The organism is Streptomyces sp. NPDC002176, assembly GCF_044903645.1.
Taxonomy (GTDB): domain Bacteria; phylum Actinomycetota; class Actinomycetes; order Streptomycetales; family Streptomycetaceae; genus Streptomyces.
The window spans coordinates 294271-311074 of record NZ_JBJDQW010000006.1; the positions used below are offsets into that span (position 1 = coordinate 294271).

Genomic DNA, 16804 nt, shown 5'->3' on the forward strand with positions numbered 1-16804 from the left:
CGCGCGCACGTTACACGAAAGATAAGAGTCAGATAAGTCTCAGCGGTTGAGCCAGCGGGTCAGCCTGCCCGAGCGGTTGGCCTCCTCCAGCATGAGCGCGTGCTCGTCCATACCGTCCTCGCGCAGGATCTCCGCCGTGGCCGCGACCTCCCAGGCCCGGGAGCGACGGACCGCCGCGCGCACCAGTTGACGGGCGAGATCATCGAGCCGGTATCCGCCCAACACCGTCAGTACGGCGGGCAGCCAGTCCTCCAAGGGCTCGCGCTCGACCGCTGCCGTGATGACCCAGGTCAGCTCCTCCTGCTTGCCTCTTTCACGCAACCCGGTCAGCAGATCGGCCAGGTCCCGGGGCTTCAGGGTCTTGGCCGCGCGGTGCAGGGCAGCCGCGCCACTATTGACCAAGCCGGCTCTGGTCCACTCGAACTCACCGGCCAAGCCTTCCTCCAGAGCCATTTCGACCTCCGCACTCGGCGAACGTCGCCGGGGAGTGGCCGCCTGCATCCGCATCGCGTCCCCCGGCCGAAGGCCCGCGTGTTGGAGCGAGGGGAGCATGGAGGGCAGGTCGTCGCGTGCACTGAGGCCCGCCAGGACGAGCGGGTGGGACGCATGGCCTTTCTCGGACAGCAGCCGGTAGACGGCCAACGCGTGCTCGGACCGCCCGGTTCTCATGAGCGTGCGCAGTTCCGCCCAGAGGAGTTCGCCGCTCCCCTCGGCGTCCAGCAGCGCGGCGAGCAGCGACGACGCGTCCCCGCGCCGACTCAGCGTCACGCCCAGCATCCAGACCGCGGGGGGTTTCGACACGTGCCGGTCCGATGCCATCAGCCGCACCGCGGCCAGCCACTCGAGCAGCTCGGGCAGGGGAACACCGGTCAGGCTGTCGGAGACGATGGCGTCCAGACCCGTCCGGTCCGGCTCGAAGGCGGCGTGGGCGACCGCCCGGCTCCGGACGACATCGCCCGTACGCGGGAGCGCCTCGGTGAGAGGCGCGGCGGTATCCCGGCGCGAGCCGGGCCACTCCAGTGACGCGGGGTTGTATCTCCGTGACGACCCTTCCGTGAGCGCGGTCAGGGTCTCCTCCAGGAGGGGCGACGGACGCTCCGCGATCAGATCCAGCAGCCGGACCACGTCATCGCCGCGCCCCAGTGACCAGTAGGCGCGCACCGCTGCCGCCGTATCGTCACCCCGGGCTTCCGGTGCCAGGTGGTCGTACAGCGTCTCGACATCGACTTCACCGGCCAACAGGGCCAGCGCGGGGAGAAGTTCACTCAGGGGACTTTCCAGAATCCCGGCGAGCACGTGAGCGGCATCCCGCTTCGCGCCGTGCGCGCGCAGTGCGGCGACCAGCATCGTCCGGGTCCGCACCGGACCGGTGTCGGCCCGCGCCAGCAGCCGGGTGGCCTCTTCCCGCCCTTCCGCACGCAGCGCCGCGACGAGCGCGGCGGCCTGCTCGGGCCCACTGTCCACGCGTTCGGTGAGCAGCCGTAGGGCGTCCAGCGGAAGGCCGAACTGGCGCAGCGCGGCCGCGAAGCGCACCACGTCGTTCGCATCCCGGTGCTCGGCACTCGCCCAGCGGGCGACCGTGAGCAGATCGGCGGGACGGCTGCGGCGGATCGCCGACATGACCCGCAGGACGTCATCGGCGCCCGCGGAACCGAGCAGCTTCCCGGCGCTCTCGTCGGCCCAGTCGAGCCCCGCGGCTCTCAACGTGAGGGCCCACCGGACCCGTTCGCCGGCTCGGGTCGCGCGGAGCAGCGATTTCAGCAGCCGTCTCGCCTGGTCGCCCGCTCCGGACTCCGCCATCGTGCGGAGCAGTGCGGCCGCGGCCTCCGGTGAGCGGGACGCGGCGAACTCCTTCGGGAGAGCGAGGTACAGCGCGTAGGCCGTCGCCGCGAAGCCGCCCTCCAGCAGTGCGTCCGCGACCGGTACGTAAGCGGGATCGGGATTCTCCGTGACCAGCGCGCGCAGCACGGGCAGCGCTTCGTCGTCCAGTCCGCGTTCGTGCAGGGCCCGCAGCAGAGCCACGGTGTGTTCCGGTCCGCGGTCGGCGAGACAGGAGTGCATCAGCCGGACCGCGATCGGCGCGCGCCCCTGATCGCACAGGTGCCGGGCAGCGCCTGCCGCCACGGCGGGAGGAGCCGTCGCGCATGCGGTGAGCAGGAGATCCACGACCGGCCGGACGTCCAGCTCCTCCAGGATGCTCAGGCACGCCGCCACTTCCGCGGCGGACCGTCGGGCTACGGCCCCGCAGCCGAGGGCCGCCTCGCGGACCAGCCCTGCTTCGTGGAGTTCGCTGAGCAGCGCGGCCGCCTGCTGGTCGGGCCAGCGCGCGGCGACGGCGGTGAGTACGGAGTCGGCTTCCCCGCCGCGGCCCTTCCGGACCATCCCGGCCAGTTCCTCCAACAGGTCCGGCACGGTCTTGTGCAGCAGATGCTCCTGCCCCTTCGGCAGGGCTGCCGACGCCACCGTGGCCGCGGACTTGGTGGCCTGGGAACGGGCGCGGTTGCGGATGAAGGCGATGCTCGAGCCACCGTTGCGGGCCCGCTGCTGGGGCAGCGGGCCGCCACCGGCCAGCAGGGCCCGGTACACGGCCCGGTAGATGGTCTCCATGTCCAGCAGAGCGTCCGCGCCGGAGTCGCCCTGGTCCAGGACCTTCAGCAGTTCACCGGTGAAGAGGGTGAACTCCTTGTCGTCGGGGGCCAGTGACCGCTTGTTCTCCGCCGAGGACGTCATCAGGAAGGTGCCGTCCACCTCCGCGAAGTCCGCGACACTCACGTCCGCGCTCATGGTTCCCTTGAGCGCGCGCCCACTGAAACAGGTGTCCAGGATGACTACTTTGTGCTGTGCGTCGCAGTAGTCGAGGATCATGTTGCGCACGCGGTCGAACGACGCCGCCCGGAAGAACTCGCCGTTCCCGGTGCGGGGCAGCGCCAGATGCAGTCCGTCGCGGTGCTCGGCGAGCCCGTGCCCGGCGTAGTACAGCAGGAAGGTCCCGGTCGCCTGTGACGCGGCCTCGTGCACGGCCTCCAGGATCTCGCCCTCCGTCGCCGGATCGAGGAGGACCCGGCAGTGTTCCTCCGGCAGTCCCCACAGTTCGGGGTCGCACAGCAACTCGGCCATGCGCCTTACGTTGTTGGCGACCGTCGGGAGGGCGGGCAGGGCGGTGTAGGCGCCCACGCCGATGATGACGGCCCGTGCGGTGGCGGGATCAGCGTGCGCCATCGCCGTCACCGTCTTCGGGCCGGGCGGCGGCTCCGGAGGCGTCGGCCCGGCCCGGCAGGCGGGGTTGGCCGGTGCCGCCGGGCTCCTGGGTACCGGGCTCGTGGCGCAGCACCTCCAGAATCCGTGCCAGCGCTTCCGGGCTGTCGTCCGTCACGGTGACCGTGCCTCCCGGGAGCGTGACGACGATGCCGGGCGGGCGGGGGCGGGTGGACCTCCATGTCGCGTACGCGATGGCCAGGTTGAGCGCCGCGATGCCCTGGCCGACCACCACCTCGACGACGTCGGTGACGCCCATCGTTCCGGTCGTGCCACGGCTGATCCGCGAGATCCGTGCCGTACGGCGCAGATCGGCGTCCCCCATCAGCCATTCATGCAGCTCGTCCACGACGAACTGCGCATCGTCCATCTGCTCCGGCGCAGCGAAAACGGCCCGCACGCGTCCCCCTTGGGCTCCCCCAGATGTGGTTGCGTGGAGTCTAGGGTCGCCAGCGCGCCGAAAACCGCTGTTCGGCCACATTCCGGGCGCGGGATCGGATGGTGGGCGGTCACGCCGGTCCGAGGCCGGACAGAAGCCTTCCCTGAGATGAAAACCCCAGGTCAGGCCGGTAATAATCTGTGCCCCCGGCAGGATTCGAACCTGCGACACCCGCTTTAGGAGAGCGGTGCTCTATCCCCTGAGCTACGAAGGCGGGGTGTGGCGGCCACCCGGTGGCTGCCCCTGACAGGGTAGCGGATCAGGGGTGGGGCGGGGGTCAGCCGTGAGTGGGGCGGACCGGGCCCGCCGCTGCCGTCGTGCCCTTGGCCGCGTGGGTGCGGGTGACCCGGACCCGGTACTTGCCGTCCAGGCCCGCGCTGGCGACGTGGATCGTGATGCCCGCCTTCGGGTCCTTGAAGGTTTCTCCGGGGGAGAAAGGGGCGTCGGAGAGTTCGGCGTGGACGTTGGGGCTGCGGGTGCAGCCGCCGCTGTCGCGGTGGGCGTCGTAGACGGTGATGGGGCCGCGGCCGGTGTCGACGGAGGCGTCGACCTTGTAGACGAGGATGCCGGGCTTGCAGATCGCCTCGTCGTTGCCGCCCTCCGTGCGCAGTTCGAGGGCGTATGCGGTGCGGTTGTCCAGCGGGACCATGACCAGCTTGCCGCCGGACTTCTGGGAGAGCGGGGAGAGGGTGTAGTCCGCGCTGCCCGCGGCCGTCGCGCAGCTGACCTGGGACGCGGGCAGCCAGCCCAGCTTCCACTTGTGCCAGCCCAGAAGGTCGTTGTTGGCCCCCCAGTCCTCGCTCATGATGTCCCAGTGCCCGACCGCGCTGCCCCCCTCCTGCGTGTACAGGTCCGGCAGCCCGAAGGTGTGCCCGTTCTCGTGCGGCAGTACCCGGTACCCCGTGTCCGCGTACGCGCCGGAGCCGTCGTCCTGGCGGGAGTAGACGAAGGAGGCGTTGGCGACCGGGGTGCCGTCGGCGATCGGGGCCTCGCCGTTGCCCGCGAAGGTCACGGAGAGGACCGTGTCCAGGGCGGAGGGGCCCGCGTTGGGGGTGACCAGCACGTTCAGCAGGTCGTACGAGCGGAAGTCCACGTCCGGGTCGGCGGCGGAGACGATGTCGCGGACCAGGTCCCGGTAGCCGGGGTCGAAGGGGGCGCCGCGCTCTATGCCGTAGTCCTTGAACGGCTTCGGCATCCGCAGCCAGGAGGTGATCGGGGTCTCGGGGCGGTAGTCGAGCCTGCCGTACGACGCCTTGGCGAACCATTCCTGGGTCTTCGGGAAGAACTCATGGAAGCGGTCCATCGCCTTGCCCTCGCCGGGGGTGTCCGGGAAGTCGACCATCAGGGTCAGGGCGTGGACGGTGCCGGTGGAGCGGGAGTAGCCGGTGGAGGTGGGGAAGCCCTCGGTCATCTGGACCTCGGACGCTCCCTGGATCATGCAGGGGGCCAGGGCGGCCGTGCGTATCAGGCCGATCGGCCCTGCGGCGGTGTGCGCCGTGAGCTGTCCGGACCCGGCCGAGGTGCTGACCGCGAAGGTCAGCGCGGTCACCGAGGCGAGGGCGGCAGCGCGGCGCGGGCGTATCCGGCGGCGTATGCGGCGGCGGGGCGACTGCGGCTGCATGCATGGACCTCCCGCTCCACGGCAGCCCCCGTGACCCGGCTGCGCCCTTGGGCTCACCCTGTGTCGCCGGGGCCGGGCTCGCGCGCTGGGGGAGACCGATCGTGGGATTTCGGCAGGAGTGGGTGTGAATCGCTTACCGTTGAGGTGATTCGCCGGGCCGGGGGCGGAAGAGCGCCGCGCCGGACCATGTGTGACCCAGGTCACAGGCAATTCTTCCGGGGCGGGAAATAAGCGGGGAGGGTCTCCCCGTTTAGACCTGTGTCCGCGTGAAACGGGGAGCATCTCCCCGGATCGCCGGACGCGAACAGTCCACTCGTCCCGACCCGTACAGATGGGGAGCCCGCCGTGTCCGCCGTGCGCACCGCACCCTCCGCCCGCAGGGCGTCGCCCCGGCCCCGTGCCGACGCGCTCCGCAACCGGGAGCGGATCATCACCGCCGCACGGGAGATGTTCGTCGAGCACGGCCCCCAGGTGCCGCTGGACGAGATCGCCCGCCGCGCGGGCGTCGGCAACGCCACCCTGTACCGCAACTTTCCCGACCGGGACGCCCTGGTCCGGGAGGTCCTGTGCTCCGTCATGGACCGCACGGCCGAGGCCGCGAAGTGCGCCCTGGCCGAGACCGGCGACGCCTTCGCCGCACTGGAGCGCTTCGCGCACGCCGCCGCCGAGGAGCGGATCAGCGCGCTGTGTCCGATGGTCTCCAGCACCTTCGACCGCAACCACCCCGACCTGGAGGCGGCGCGGGAGCGGGTGGAGGGGCTGATCGCCGAGGTCATGGACCGCGCCAAGGCGGCCGGACAGCTCCGTACCGACGTCGGTGTCGGTGACCTGATGGTCGCCGCCGCCCAGCTCAGCCGGCCCCCGGCCGGTACCGCCTGCTTCGACGCCGACCGGTTCGTCCACCGCCACCTGCAACTCTTCCTCGACGGGCTGCGGGCCCCGGCCCGCTCCGTCCTGCCCGGTACGGCCGTGACCATGGAGGATCTCCGCCAGTCCTGACCTGACCGACCGAACCCCACTCACGAGTCCGCCGGGCCCGCGCCCCGGAATCACCTGAAAGCCACCCGGCCGCCGACGAGGGCGAGCCGGTGGGGCCTCGCACGCCCTGTGCGCGTACGCGACGCCGTACGACCGTGCCCCGCATGTCCGACACGTCCGACCGAAGTCCCGAACGGGGTACCCCCATGTCCGAAACAGTCACCAGGCCGCCCGCGGCCGCCGCGCCCGGCGGCGACGCCAACCGCTGGAAGGCGCTCGTCTTCATCGCGCTGGCCCAGCTGATGGTCGTCCTCGACGCCACCATCGTGAACATCGCGCTGCCCTCCGCCCAGCAGGACCTGGGCATATCCGACGGCAACCGGCAGTGGGTCGTCACCGCCTACGCCCTCGCCTTCGGCGGTCTGCTGCTCTTCGGCGGCCGCATCGCCGACCTGTGGGGCCGCAAGCGCGCCTTCCTGCTCGGCCTGGCCGGTTTCGCCGCCGCCTCCGCGCTCGGCGGCGCCGCGACCACCGGTGTGATGATGTTCGGCGCCCGCGCCCTCCAGGGTGTCTTCGGCGCCCTGCTCGCCCCGGCCGCGCTCTCCCTGCTGGCCGTGATGTTCACCGACGCCAAGGAGCGCGCCAAGGCGTTCGGCATCTACGGCGCCATCGCGGGCGGCGGCGGTGCCGTCGGCCTGATCCTCGGCGGCTTCCTCACCGAGTACCTCGACTGGCGCTGGACCTTCTTCGTCAACGTGCCGTTCGCCATCGTCGCCGCGGCCGGTGCCTGGTTCGTGATCCGGGAGCCCGAGGGCGGCCGCAACCGCTCCCCGCTCGACATCCCCGGCGTGTTCCTGTCCACGCTCGGCCTGGTCGCCCTGGTGTACGGCTTCACCCGCGCCGAGTCCGACGGCTGGAGCGACGCGGTCACCATCTCGATGTTCGTCGCCTCCGTGGTGCTGCTGCTGGCGTTCGTGCTGGTCGAGCAGCGGGTCAAGGCTCCGCTGCTGCCGCTGCGCGTGGTCGCCGACCGCAGCCGGGGCGGTATCTACCTCTCCCTGGGCCTCGCCATCATCGGCATGTTCGGCCTGTTCCTCTTCCTGACCTACTACCTCCAGATCGTGAAGGGCTACTCCCCGGTCAAGACCGGCTTCGCGTTCCTGCCGATGGTCGCGGGCATGATCACCGGCTCCACCCAGATCGGCGCCCGCCTGATGATCCGGGTCCCGGCCCGGCTGCTGATGGGCCCCGGCTTCGCACTCGCCGCGCTCGGCATGCTGCTCCTGACCCAGCTGGAGGTCGGCTCCTCCTACGCGGCGCTGCTGCTGCCCGCGATGGTGCTGCTCGGCCTCGGCATGGGTACGGCCTTCATGCCCGCGATGTCGCTGGCGACCCAGGGCGTCGAGCCCCGGGACGCGGGTGTCGCCTCCGCGATGGTCAACACCTCGCAGCAGGTCGGCGGCGCGATCGGCACGGCCCTGCTGAACACCATCGCCGCGTCCGCGACCACCTCGTACGTCAAGGACCACATCGCGTCCGCGACCGCGGTGCCCCAGCAGCAGCTGGTCAAGCTGCAGGCCATGGTGCACGGGTACAGCACGGCCATCTGGTTCGCCGTCGGCATCCTGGCGGTCGCCTCGCTGATCGCGTTCACCATGGTCAACGCCGGTAAGCCGGGCGCCGTGAAGATGGCCTCCGGTGACGGCGCCGAGGACGAGATCCCGGTGCCGGTGGTGGCCCACTGACCCCCTAGGGGTTCAGCGGAGCCAGGGCAGGTCCGCACCCGCCTCACTCGGCTGAAGGCCCTCGGCGACGATCTCCATGATCTCGCCGAGGGCCTTCTGCTGTGCGGGGCTCAGCCGGTCGAACAGCGCCTGCCGTACGGCGGTGACATGGCCCGGCGCGGTACGGCGCAGCACCTCGGCGCCCTCCTCGGTGAGCACCGCGAACTGGCCGCGCTTGTCCGAGGGGCAGTCCTCGCGGCGCACCCAGCCGCTCTTCTCCAGCCGGGCGATCGCGTGCGAGAGCCGGGAGCGGGTGATCTTCGACTTCCGGGCCAGCTCGGTCATCCGCAGTCTGCGGCGCGGTGCCTCGGCGAGGCCGACGAGCAGGCCGTAGTAGATGTGCGGCATGCCCGCGTCGCGCTGGAGCTGCCGGTCGAGATGGTCCTCCAGCAGCGTGGTCGCGTGCAGGTACGCCCGCCAGACCCGCTGCTCCTCGTCGGTGAGCCAGCGGTGTCCGGGTTCCGGCGCCGTTGCCGGGGTGGATGCCGAGTTCATGTCTCCCACTGTACGAGCCACCTTCTTGAAACTTGAACTAGTCGGGCGTAATCTGACCGAGTAATGCTTGAGAGTTAAAGCAAAGCTGCGTACCCCGTCGTGGAAGGAGCCGTCATGACCGACACCGCCGAGCACTCCGCTCCCGACCGCATGCCCGCCCTCTATCTCAGTCATGGCGCCCCGCCGCTCGCCGACGACCCCGTCTGGCCCGGCCAGCTCGCCGCCTGGTCCGCCGAACTGCCCCGCCCGAAGGCGATCCTGATGGTCTCCGCCCACTGGGAAGAGGCCCCCCTCGCGCTCGGCGCCACCCACACCGCCCCCCTGGTCTACGACTTCTGGGGCTTCCCCGAGCACTACTACCGGGTACGGTACGACGCCCCCGGCGCCCCCGGACTGGCCGAATCCGTACGCAAGCTGCTGCGCGCCCCCGGCACCCCGGTCCAGGACATCCCGGACCGAGGGCTCGACCACGGCGCCTACGTCCCGCTCGTCGAGATGTTCCCCGAGGCCGACATCCCGGTCCTCCAGATCTCCCTGCCCACCCTGGACCCGACGCGCCTGCTGGACCTCGGCCGCAGGCTCGCGCCGCTGCGTGACGAGGGTGTGCTGATCGTCGGCTCCGGCTTCTTCACCCACAACCTGGCCGCGCTCCGGCACCGCGAGGGCGTGCCGGGCTGGTCCGCCGAGTTCGACGACTGGGGCCGGGCCGCGCTGGACGCAGGTGACTGGGACGCGCTGCTGGACTTCGAGACCAAGGCCCCGGCCGGGAAGCTCGCCCACCCGCGCACCGAACATTTCGCGCCACTGTTCGTCACGCTCGGCGCGGCCGGTGCGGACGCGCACCGGTCGGTCATCGACGGCTTCTGGATGGGGCTGGCCAAGCGGTCGGTCCAGTTCGGCTGAAACCGGCCCCGCGGCTCAGTCGACCGTGAGGTCCTTCTGGTACCAGGCCACGTCCCAGTACCGGCCGAACTTGCGGCCGACCTCGCCGAACGTGCCCAGGTGCCGGAAGCCGAACCGCTCGTGCAGCCGGGTCGACGCCTCGTTGGGCTGGGTGATGCCCGCGTAGGCGCGGTGCACGTCCTCCTCGGCCAGCGCGGCGAAGAGGGCCTCGTAGAGCAGGCTGCCCACGCCCCGGCCGGTCGCGTCCGGGGCCAGGTAGACCGAGGTCTCCACCGAGGTGGCGTACGCGGCCTTCGGCCGGTGCGGGCCGGAGGTGGCGTACCCCAGGATCTCCGCCGTCCCGGCGTCCGTGGCAACCAACAGGCGGTGCGGGCCGTCTTCCGGGTGGGAGAGCAGCCATGGGCGGCGCTCCATCGGGGTGAGAACCGCCGTGTCGAATGTGATGGCCGTCTCACGGACGTAGTGGTTGTACAGCGTCGTGAGGGCGTCCAGATCGGCCTCGGAACCCGGCCTGACCTGCACCTCTGTACGGCTGGACGGCATCGCACCTCCCTGCGTGGCCCGACAGGGTACTGCATGATCAGAAAAATCGGGGGGTGGGTTGGGAATTCTGTCCGGATTCCAGTCGTTGTTTCCCACGGATGCAGGGCACCCGAGGAGAGTCCCGAGGGAGGGTCCGGAGTGCCGAGCGTTCGCCAGGACCACCTGCCAGCCACCACCGCAAGGGAGCACGCATGGCAACCCGCGCCGTCGCCCGTCGTAAGTCCGCCAATGGGGGCACCTCCCAGGCTCCGGGCTCTGGGGGACAGACGGCCGACTCGACAAGCAGCGTCCGCGTGCGCGGCGGCGAGATCGCCGACCGCGACCTGGTCGGCATGTACCTCGAAGAGATCGCGCGTACGCCCCTGCTCGACGCCGCCAAGGAGGTCGAGCTGTCCCAGACGATCGAGGCGGGCGTGTTCGCGCGCCAGGTCCTCGACGGCCAGGAGGAGACCGCCGCCGAGGCTTCCCGCGAGGAGCTTCAGGTGCTGTTCGACGAGAGCGAGCGGGCCAAGGACGTCTTCATCCGCTCCAACCTCCGTCTGGTCGTGGCCGTGGCCCGGCGCTACCCGCGCAGCGGCCTGCCCCTGCTCGACCTCATCCAGGAGGGGAACGCGGGCCTGGTGCGCGCGGTCGAGAAGTTCGACTACCGCAAGGGCTTCAAGTTCTCCACGTACGCGACCTGGTGGATTCGCCAGGCCATCACCCGCTCCATAGCCGACCAGTCCCGCACCATCCGGCTCCCCGTCCACCTGGTGGAGGAGCTGGGCCGTATCCGCCGTGTCCAGCGCGAGTTCAACCGGGAGCACGGCCGGGACCCGGAGCCCACGGAGATCGCCGCCGAGCTGGCCTCCACCCCGGAGCGGGTGACGGACGTGCTCGACTGGTCCCGTGACCCGGTCTCGCTGAACATGCCGGTGGACGACGAGGGCGAGACCCAGTTCGGCGACCTGCTGGAGGACACCTCCGCGGTCTCCCCCGAGCAGTCGGTGCTGAGCCTGCTGCGCCGCGAGGAGCTGGACGACCTGATCGGCCGCCTGGACGAGCGCACCGCCTCGATCATCAAGATGCGGTACGGCATCGAGGACGGCCGCGAGCGGACCCTCACCGAGGTCGGCAAGGAGCACGGGCTGACCCGCGAGCGCATCCGGCAGATAGAGAAGCACGCGCTGCTGGAGCTGAAGAAGCTCGCCCGCGACACGGGGTTCGACGCGGCGGCGTAGGACCCCGGGGGGTGGGGCACGCGCGGTGGCGGAATGCGGTGCCAACATGGCGCGGTCCCGTCGCTTCAACGCCTCCGGGCGCGGGAACAACCCTTGCGGGCACCGGAGTCAAGGCTCCGGGGGCCGCACTCCCACCGAATGCCGCGCGGCGTCCCCACCGCCACGTGCGGCCCGCCCCTCCTCAGGGGCGGGCCAACGGACCAGTTCCGACGTCATCCCCCCCGGCGTCGGGACTTCCCGCCGGGCTCCGGCGCCACCCCCCCGGCGCCGGAGCCCGGCTTTTTCATGTCTGCGCGAGCAGGGTCCGGGCATGGCACAGCGGGCCACCCCGCACCTGAACCGCGGGGTGACCCGCCGAATGGCAGATTCTGCCACAGGGGCATAGCCTGCCGAGGTGAGCACCCCCCGTACCACCCGTAACACCGGCAACACCGGCACCACCGCCCGAAGGCGTTCGTACCCGGCCTCTCCGGCGGCCTCCCTGACCGAACGCCGCAAGGCCGAGACCCGCATGGAGATCGCCCGCGCCGCCGCGACCCTCTTCGTCCGGCAGGGCCTGCGGGCCACCCGCGCCGAGGACATCGCCCACGCGGCGGGCATCGCACCGCGCACCTTCTACCGCTACTTCGCCTCCAAGGAGGAGGCGGTGGCCCCGCTGTACGCGACCGGCGCGCAGCTCTGGACCGAGGCCGTGCGCGCGGCCCCGGCCCACCTCACCCTCCCCGAGGCCCTCCGACACGCCGTCGACCGCACCCTCGCCCCCGGTGTCGGCGTCTCCGCGTCCGCCTGGGAATGGGCCCGCACCCTCATCCGCATGGCCCACACCAGCCCGGCCCTGCGCAAGGTCTGGGCGGAGGTCTGCCAGGCGTCGGAGACGGAACTCGCGGAGGCCCTGGCGGCGCGGCTGACGCCCGCGGAGGACGACGCCGACAACGTTGCCGAGGCGGCCACCCCCCACCTGCGCTTCGCCGCCGCGGTCGCGGGCGCGGCCGTACGCGTCGCCGTGGAGACCTGGGCGCTCACCGAGGCGCCGCCCACCGGCCCGGCGGGCCCCGCCGCACTGGCCGTCGGCAACCTGGTGGCCCTGGGCGACTTCGCCTGGGAGGCCCCTCAGGGCTGAGGGACCGCCCGGAGCAGCCGCGCCCCCAACTCCCTTACGGTCTCGGCCAGTACATCGGGACCCCGCACCATGAACTCGTGCCCCGTCATCGCCAGCCGGACCGCCAGCCACTCCACCGGGTCGCCGGTGGAGCCGTGCAGCAGGCAGTGGCCGGGGCCGTCCGGTGCGGGGGTGCCGAACCAGTGGGGGAGGCGGGCGGCGACCTGGTCGGCCGGGGCCGCGAAGCGGACGGTGAACTCCCAGGTCTCGCTGCGCCGTTGGATCGAGCGGCGCAGGTATTCCGCCGCGTCGCCGGAGGGCAGTTCGCGCGGGGTGAAGCGGGCGCCGGTGGCGAAGGGCTCGCCGACCCGGTCCACCCGGAAGGTGCGCCAGTCCTCGCGGTCGAGGTCGTACGCGACGAGGTACCAGCGCCGCCCGGTGGACACCAGCCGGTACGGCTCGGTCAGGCGGCGCGACTCGCTGCCGTCCCCGGCCCGGTAGGCGAACCGGAGCCGCTCCTGACCGGCGATGGTGGACGCCATCACGGTCAGCGTCTCCGGTGCGATGGTCGGGCCGTCGCCGCTGGTCAGCGGGGTGGTCGCGGCCTGGAGGGTGGCCACCTGGCGGCGCAGCCGGGCCGGGAGCACCTGCTCCAGCTTGGCCAGCGCCCGCACCGACGCCTCGTCCACCCCCTCCACCGCGTGCCCGGCGCCCGCGCGCAGGCCGACCGCGATGGCGACGGCCTCCTCGTCGTCCAGCACCAGCGGCGGCATCGCCTTGCCCGCGACCAGCCGGTACCCGCCCTCCGCGCCCTTGCTGGCCTGCACCGGGTAGCCCAGCTCGCGCAGCCGGTCGATGTCGCGCCGGACCGTACGGCGGGAGACCCCGAGCCGGCCGGCCAGTTCGCCGCCGGGCCATTCGCGCGGGGTCTGGAGGAGGGACAGGAGCGTCAGCAGCCGAGCCGGGGTGTCCGTCGTCATGGGGCCGAGCATGGCGCACATCTAGGACACGTTCTGTCCTACTGGGTCACTAGCGTGGAGTACATGACCTCAACGGAACAGACCTCCGGCGCGGACCGGCGCCGCTGGATCGCGCTCGCCATCGTGATGACCGCGGCCTTCATGGACCTCGTCGACGTGACGATCGTGAACATAGCCATCCCCTCCATCCAGCGGGACGAGGGCGCCTCGTTCGGCCAGATCCAGTGGATCACCGCGGGGTACGCGCTGGCGTTCGCGGCCGGTCTGATCACCGGCGGGCGGCTCGGCGACATCCACGGCCGCAGGCGGCTGTTCCTGCTCGGCGTCGGCGGCTTCACCCTCGCGTCGGCGCTGTGCGGCTTCGCGGTCGACCCGGCGATGCTGGTCGCGGCCCGCGTCCTTCAGGGCGGCATGGCCGCGATGATGGTCCCGCAGGTGCTTTCCATCGTGCACGCCACCTTCCCGGCCCATGAACGCGGCAAGGTCTTCGGGCTGTTCGGCGGGGTCGTCGGCCTTGGCGCGGTCTCCGGCCCGCTGCTCGGCGCCCTGCTCACCGAGTGGAACCTGTTCGGCCTGGAGTGGCGGCCCATCTTCCTGATCAACCTGCCCGTCGGCATCGCCGCCGTGCTGCTCGGCCGCCGCTTCATCACCGAGTCCCGCGCACCCCGCGCCCTCAAGCTGGACCTCGTCGGCGTCGCCCTGGTCACCCTGGGCCTGTTGATGCTGCTCTACCCGCTCACCCGGGGCCGCGAGCTGGGCTGGCCGCTGTGGGGTCACCTGATGATGGCGGGCTCGCTCCCGGTCTTCGCCGCGCTGGTCTGGTACGAGCGGCGCAAGGCGGCCCGCGACGGCTCACCGCTGGTCGAGCTGTCCCTGTTCCGGGTGCGCAGCTTCGCCGCCGGGATCGCCGTACAGACCGTGTTCGGGGTCGCGCTCGGTGTCTTCTTCCTGGTCTGGACGCTGTACATGCAGATCGGCCTCGGCTGGAGCGTGCTGCGCGCCGGGCTGACCGGGGTGCCCTTCTCGCTCGCGGTGTCGACGGCCGCCGCGCTGTCGGTGCAGTTCCTGGTGCCGCGCTTCGGCCGCAAGGTGCTCCAGGCCGGGGCCCTGACGATGGGGCTCGGCGTGCTGCTCTACATCTGGGAGTCGGACCGGTACGGCCTGGCCATCGCCTCCTGGCAGATGGCGCTCCCGCTGGTCGTGATGGGCCTCGGCATGGGCCTGATCGTGGCCCCGCTGACCGACGCGATCCTGTCCGAGGTGCCGCGCGAGCACGCCGGATCGGCCTCCGGTCTGCTCAACACCGTGCAGCAGATGGGCAACGCGCTCGGGCTCGGGCTGGTTTCCGTCGTCTTCTTCGGGCAGATCGCGGACCGGCTGACCCCGATGCAGGTCGGCCCGGCCTTCGTCGGCGCCTTCCAGCACGCGCTGTGGTGGGTGGCCGGGGTCATGGGCGTGATCTTCCTGCTGATGGCGGCGCTGCCGAAGCGGCCCGCACAGCATGTGGAGGGCGGGGGCGAGCCGGTGGAGGAGCGGGAGCTGCTGCCCGTCTGAGGGTGTTGAGGGTGCCGGTGTCGGTGCCGCCTGCTGAAGGTCCGTTCATGTCCGAATGAAGCCCGAACCCGTTTACTTTCCGGAAACTCGGGCGTAGCCTCGCAGTGAAACCACACGTTCGGGCATGAGCCGGGGCGGTGGACGAAGGCTGCGGAGGCAGGCGGACATGTACGGACCGGAGCGCCAGCAGGAGATCCTCCGGCTCGCCCGTGACGGCGGCCGGGTGGACGTGCTGTCGCTGGCCGAGGTGTTCCAGGTGACGGCGGAGACCATCCGCCGCGACCTGAAGGCCCTCGACCGCGCGGGCCTGCTCCGCCGGGTGCACGGCGGCGCCATCCCGGCCGGCCGCCTCGACTTCGAACCCGACCTCAGCGAGCGCGAGTCCACCGCCGCCGACGAGAAGGACCGCATCGCCAAGGCGGCCCTCGCGGAACTCCCCGTCGACGGCACGGTCATCCTCGACGCGGGCACCACCGTGGCCCGGCTGGCCGCCGCGATCCCGCTGGAGGCGACGCTCACCGCCGTCACCCACAGCCTGCCGATCGCCGCCCGCCTCGCCGACCACCCCGGCCTCCAGCTCCACCTGGTCGGCGGCCGCGTCCGCACCCGCACCCGCGCCGCCGTCGACGCCTGGGCCCTGCGCGCCTACGGCGAGATCCGCGCCGACGTCGCCTTCGTCGCCGCCAACGGCTTCTCCGTCGAGCACGGCCTGACCACCCCCGACCTGGCCGAGGCCGCCGTCAAGCGCGCGGCCGTCGCCGCCGCCCGCCGGGTCGTCCTGCTCGCCGACTCCGCCAAGCACGGCCAGGAGCACTTCGCCCGCTTCGGCGACCTCGGCGACGTGGACGTGCTGATCACCGACAGCGGGCTCAGCCCCGAAGACGCGGCCGCCATCGAGCGCGGCGGCACGGAAGTAGTACGCGCATGATCCTCACCGTCACCCCCAACCCGTCCCTGGACCGCACCTACGAGGTCCCCGCCCTGGAGCGCGGCGAGGTCATCCGCGCCTCCGGCGAGCGCATGGACCCCGGTGGCAAGGGCGTCAACGTCTCCCGCGCGGTCGCCGCGGCGGGCCGACGGACTCTGGCGGTCCTGCCGCTGGGCGGCGCGCCCGGCGCCCTCATCGCCGAACTGCTCGACGCGCAGGGCATCGAGGTCGCCCCCGTCCCCGTGGCCGGGGCCACCCGCTCCAACATCGCGCTCGCGGAGGCGGACGGCGTCCTGACGAAGATCAACGCGCCGGGGCCAGAACTGACCGCCGCCGAGGAGGAGTCGCTCCTCGACACGGTGCGCACCCACTCGGCCGACGCCGACTGGATCGCCTGCTGCGGCAGCCTCCCGCTGGGCCTCGCCCCGTCCTGGTACGCCGACGTCGTCGCCCGCGCCCACTCCGGCGGCGCCCGGATCGCCCTGGACACCTCGGGACCGGCCCTGCTCCAGGCGCTGCGCGCCCGGCCCGACGTGGTCAAGCCCAACGCCGAGGAACTGTCCGCCGCCGTCGGCCGCCCGCTGTCCACCGTGGGCGACGCGGTGAAGGCCGCCGAGGAACTGCGGGCGATGGGCGCCCGCGCGGTGCTGGCCAGCCTGGGCGCCGACGGGCAGCTGCTGGTGGAGGACGACGGCGCCTGGTTCGGCACCGCCCGCGTGGCCGCCGTCCGCAGCAACGTCGGCGCGGGGGACTCCTCCCTCGCCGGGTTCCTGATCGCCGGGGGCAGCGGGCCCGAGGCCCTCGCCTCCGCCCTGGCACACGGTGCCGCGGCGGTGCAGTTGCCGGGCAGCGTGATGCCGACGCCCGCCGATCTGGACCCCGCCTCCGTCACGGTCACCTCCGACGTGCCGGTCGACCGGGTGCTGACGGAGCCGGTGTCATGAACGGCCCGTACCGGTGGCCGGCTCTTGTTTCCCACCCCCACGTCCCCAACACCCCTATTCA

At 72.0% G+C, this 16804-nt stretch carries 14 protein-coding genes and 1 tRNA gene; 8 read left to right on the forward strand and 7 right to left on the reverse strand.

The features are described 5' to 3' along the window. Positions 1–39: 39 nt before the first annotated feature. From ACI2LY_RS27040 to ACI2LY_RS27055, 4 genes are all read right to left on the reverse strand, one after another. Entirely contained in the window at positions 40–3219 is a 3180-nt protein-coding gene (locus tag ACI2LY_RS27040; RefSeq protein ID WP_404709422.1) for a caspase family protein, read from the reverse strand. After that, positions 3206–3625 (reverse strand): hypothetical protein, encoded by a 420-nt coding sequence (locus ACI2LY_RS27045; RefSeq protein ID WP_404709423.1) that lies wholly within the window; start codon positions 3623–3625, stop codon positions 3206–3208. Before ACI2LY_RS27045 ends, ACI2LY_RS27040 begins: the two co-directional genes overlap by 14 nt. Positions 3626–3835: 210 nt before the next feature. Further along, a tRNA-Arg gene (locus ACI2LY_RS27050) sits at positions 3836–3908 on the reverse strand. A gap of 63 nt (positions 3909–3971) precedes the next feature. Continuing rightward, positions 3972–5315, reverse strand: coding sequence for a M6 family metalloprotease domain-containing protein (locus tag ACI2LY_RS27055; RefSeq protein WP_404709424.1), 1344 nt, complete (start codon positions 5313–5315; stop codon positions 3972–3974). 354 nt (positions 5316–5669) lie between these two features. Between ACI2LY_RS27055 and ACI2LY_RS27060 the strand changes: the two genes are divergently transcribed. Together ACI2LY_RS27060 and ACI2LY_RS27065 are read left to right on the forward strand one after the other, a co-directional pair. Beyond that, positions 5670–6314 (forward strand): TetR/AcrR family transcriptional regulator, encoded by a 645-nt coding sequence (locus ACI2LY_RS27060; RefSeq protein WP_135787718.1) that lies wholly within the window; start codon positions 5670–5672, stop codon positions 6312–6314. A gap of 185 nt (positions 6315–6499) precedes the next feature. Then, a complete protein-coding gene (locus tag ACI2LY_RS27065; RefSeq protein WP_404709425.1) occupies positions 6500–8038 on the forward strand; it encodes an MFS transporter in 1539 nt (512 codons plus the stop codon). A 12-nt stretch (positions 8039–8050) separates the two neighbouring features. On the opposite strand, the gene ACI2LY_RS27070 is transcribed toward ACI2LY_RS27065, so the two are convergent. After that, a complete protein-coding gene (locus ACI2LY_RS27070) occupies positions 8051–8572 on the reverse strand; it encodes a MarR family winged helix-turn-helix transcriptional regulator (protein ID WP_389004980.1) in 522 nt (173 codons plus the stop codon). Between the two features lie 114 nt (positions 8573–8686). On the opposite strand from ACI2LY_RS27070, the gene ACI2LY_RS27075 reads away from it, so the two are divergent. Beyond that, positions 8687–9475, forward strand: coding sequence for a dioxygenase (locus tag ACI2LY_RS27075; protein ID WP_404709426.1), 789 nt, complete (start codon positions 8687–8689; stop codon positions 9473–9475). A gap of 15 nt (positions 9476–9490) precedes the next feature. Here ACI2LY_RS27075 and ACI2LY_RS27080 read toward each other — a convergent pair whose 3' ends face one another. Beyond that, the gene (locus tag ACI2LY_RS27080) at positions 9491–10018 is read right to left on the reverse strand and encodes a GNAT family N-acetyltransferase (RefSeq protein ID WP_404709427.1); all 528 of its coding nucleotides are present in this window, start codon (positions 10016–10018) and stop codon (positions 9491–9493) included. A 191-nt stretch (positions 10019–10209) separates the two neighbouring features. Between ACI2LY_RS27080 and ACI2LY_RS27085 the strand changes: the two genes are divergently transcribed. Continuing rightward, entirely contained in the window at positions 10210–11238 is a 1029-nt protein-coding gene (locus ACI2LY_RS27085; protein WP_401636851.1) for an RNA polymerase sigma factor RpoD/SigA, read from the forward strand. 511 nt (positions 11239–11749) lie between these two features. Then, on the forward strand, positions 11750–12358 hold the full coding sequence (locus ACI2LY_RS27090) for a TetR/AcrR family transcriptional regulator (protein ID WP_404709568.1): 609 nt from the start codon (positions 11750–11752) through the stop codon (positions 12356–12358). Here ACI2LY_RS27090 and ACI2LY_RS27095 read toward each other — a convergent pair. After that, positions 12349–13317 carry a helix-turn-helix transcriptional regulator gene (locus tag ACI2LY_RS27095; protein WP_404709428.1) on the reverse strand — a complete coding sequence of 323 codons (969 nt, stop codon included), beginning with the start codon at positions 13315–13317 and terminating at the stop codon, positions 12349–12351. The two genes, ACI2LY_RS27090 and ACI2LY_RS27095, sit on opposite strands and share 10 nt — an antisense overlap. A gap of 63 nt (positions 13318–13380) precedes the next feature. Here ACI2LY_RS27095 and ACI2LY_RS27100 point away from each other — a divergent pair, with 63 nt between their 5' ends. The 3 genes from ACI2LY_RS27100 to pfkB all read left to right on the forward strand — a co-directional run bounded on the left by ACI2LY_RS27100 (position 13381) and on the right by pfkB (position 16743). Beyond that, entirely contained in the window at positions 13381–14871 is a 1491-nt protein-coding gene (locus ACI2LY_RS27100) for an MFS transporter (RefSeq protein ID WP_404709429.1), read from the forward strand. 166 nt (positions 14872–15037) lie between these two features. After that, a complete protein-coding gene (locus ACI2LY_RS27105) occupies positions 15038–15799 on the forward strand; it encodes a DeoR/GlpR family DNA-binding transcription regulator (RefSeq protein ID WP_389004974.1) in 762 nt (253 codons plus the stop codon). Beyond that, positions 15796–16743, forward strand: coding sequence for a 1-phosphofructokinase (gene pfkB / locus ACI2LY_RS27110; RefSeq protein ID WP_404709430.1), 948 nt, complete (start codon positions 15796–15798; stop codon positions 16741–16743). Before ACI2LY_RS27105 ends, pfkB begins: the two co-directional genes overlap by 4 nt. Positions 16744–16804: the final 61 nt, after the last annotated feature.

Bases quoted from the DNA above. Each gene is read 5' to 3' on its own strand.
- ACI2LY_RS27065 (WP_404709425.1), top strand. From the start codon at position 6,500: ATGTCCGAAACAGTCACCAGGCCGCCCGCGGCCGCCGCGCCCGGCGGC.
- ACI2LY_RS27090 (WP_404709568.1), top strand. From the start codon at position 11,750: ATGGAGATCGCCCGCGCCGCCGCGACCCTCTTCGTCCGGCAGGGCCTG.
- ACI2LY_RS27095 (WP_404709428.1), bottom strand. From the start codon at position 13,317: ATGACGACGGACACCCCGGCTCGGCTGCTGACGCTCCTGTCCCTCCTC.
- ACI2LY_RS27075 (WP_404709426.1), top strand. From the start codon at position 8,687: ATGACCGACACCGCCGAGCACTCCGCTCCCGACCGCATGCCCGCCCTC.
- ACI2LY_RS27085 (WP_401636851.1), top strand. From the start codon at position 10,210: ATGGCAACCCGCGCCGTCGCCCGTCGTAAGTCCGCCAATGGGGGCACC.
- ACI2LY_RS27055 (WP_404709424.1), bottom strand. From the start codon at position 5,315: ATGCAGCCGCAGTCGCCCCGCCGCCGCATACGCCGCCGGATACGCCCG.
- pfkB (WP_404709430.1), top strand. From the start codon at position 15,796: ATGATCCTCACCGTCACCCCCAACCCGTCCCTGGACCGCACCTACGAG.
- ACI2LY_RS27040 (WP_404709422.1), bottom strand. From the start codon at position 3,219: ATGGCGCACGCTGATCCCGCCACCGCACGGGCCGTCATCATCGGCGTG.
- ACI2LY_RS27080 (WP_404709427.1), bottom strand. From the start codon at position 10,018: ATGCCGTCCAGCCGTACAGAGGTGCAGGTCAGGCCGGGTTCCGAGGCC.
- ACI2LY_RS27070 (WP_389004980.1), bottom strand. From the start codon at position 8,572: ATGAACTCGGCATCCACCCCGGCAACGGCGCCGGAACCCGGACACCGC.
- ACI2LY_RS27100 (WP_404709429.1), top strand. From the start codon at position 13,381: ATGACCTCAACGGAACAGACCTCCGGCGCGGACCGGCGCCGCTGGATC.
- ACI2LY_RS27045 (WP_404709423.1), bottom strand. From the start codon at position 3,625: ATGGACGATGCGCAGTTCGTCGTGGACGAGCTGCATGAATGGCTGATG.
- ACI2LY_RS27105 (WP_389004974.1), top strand. From the start codon at position 15,038: ATGTACGGACCGGAGCGCCAGCAGGAGATCCTCCGGCTCGCCCGTGAC.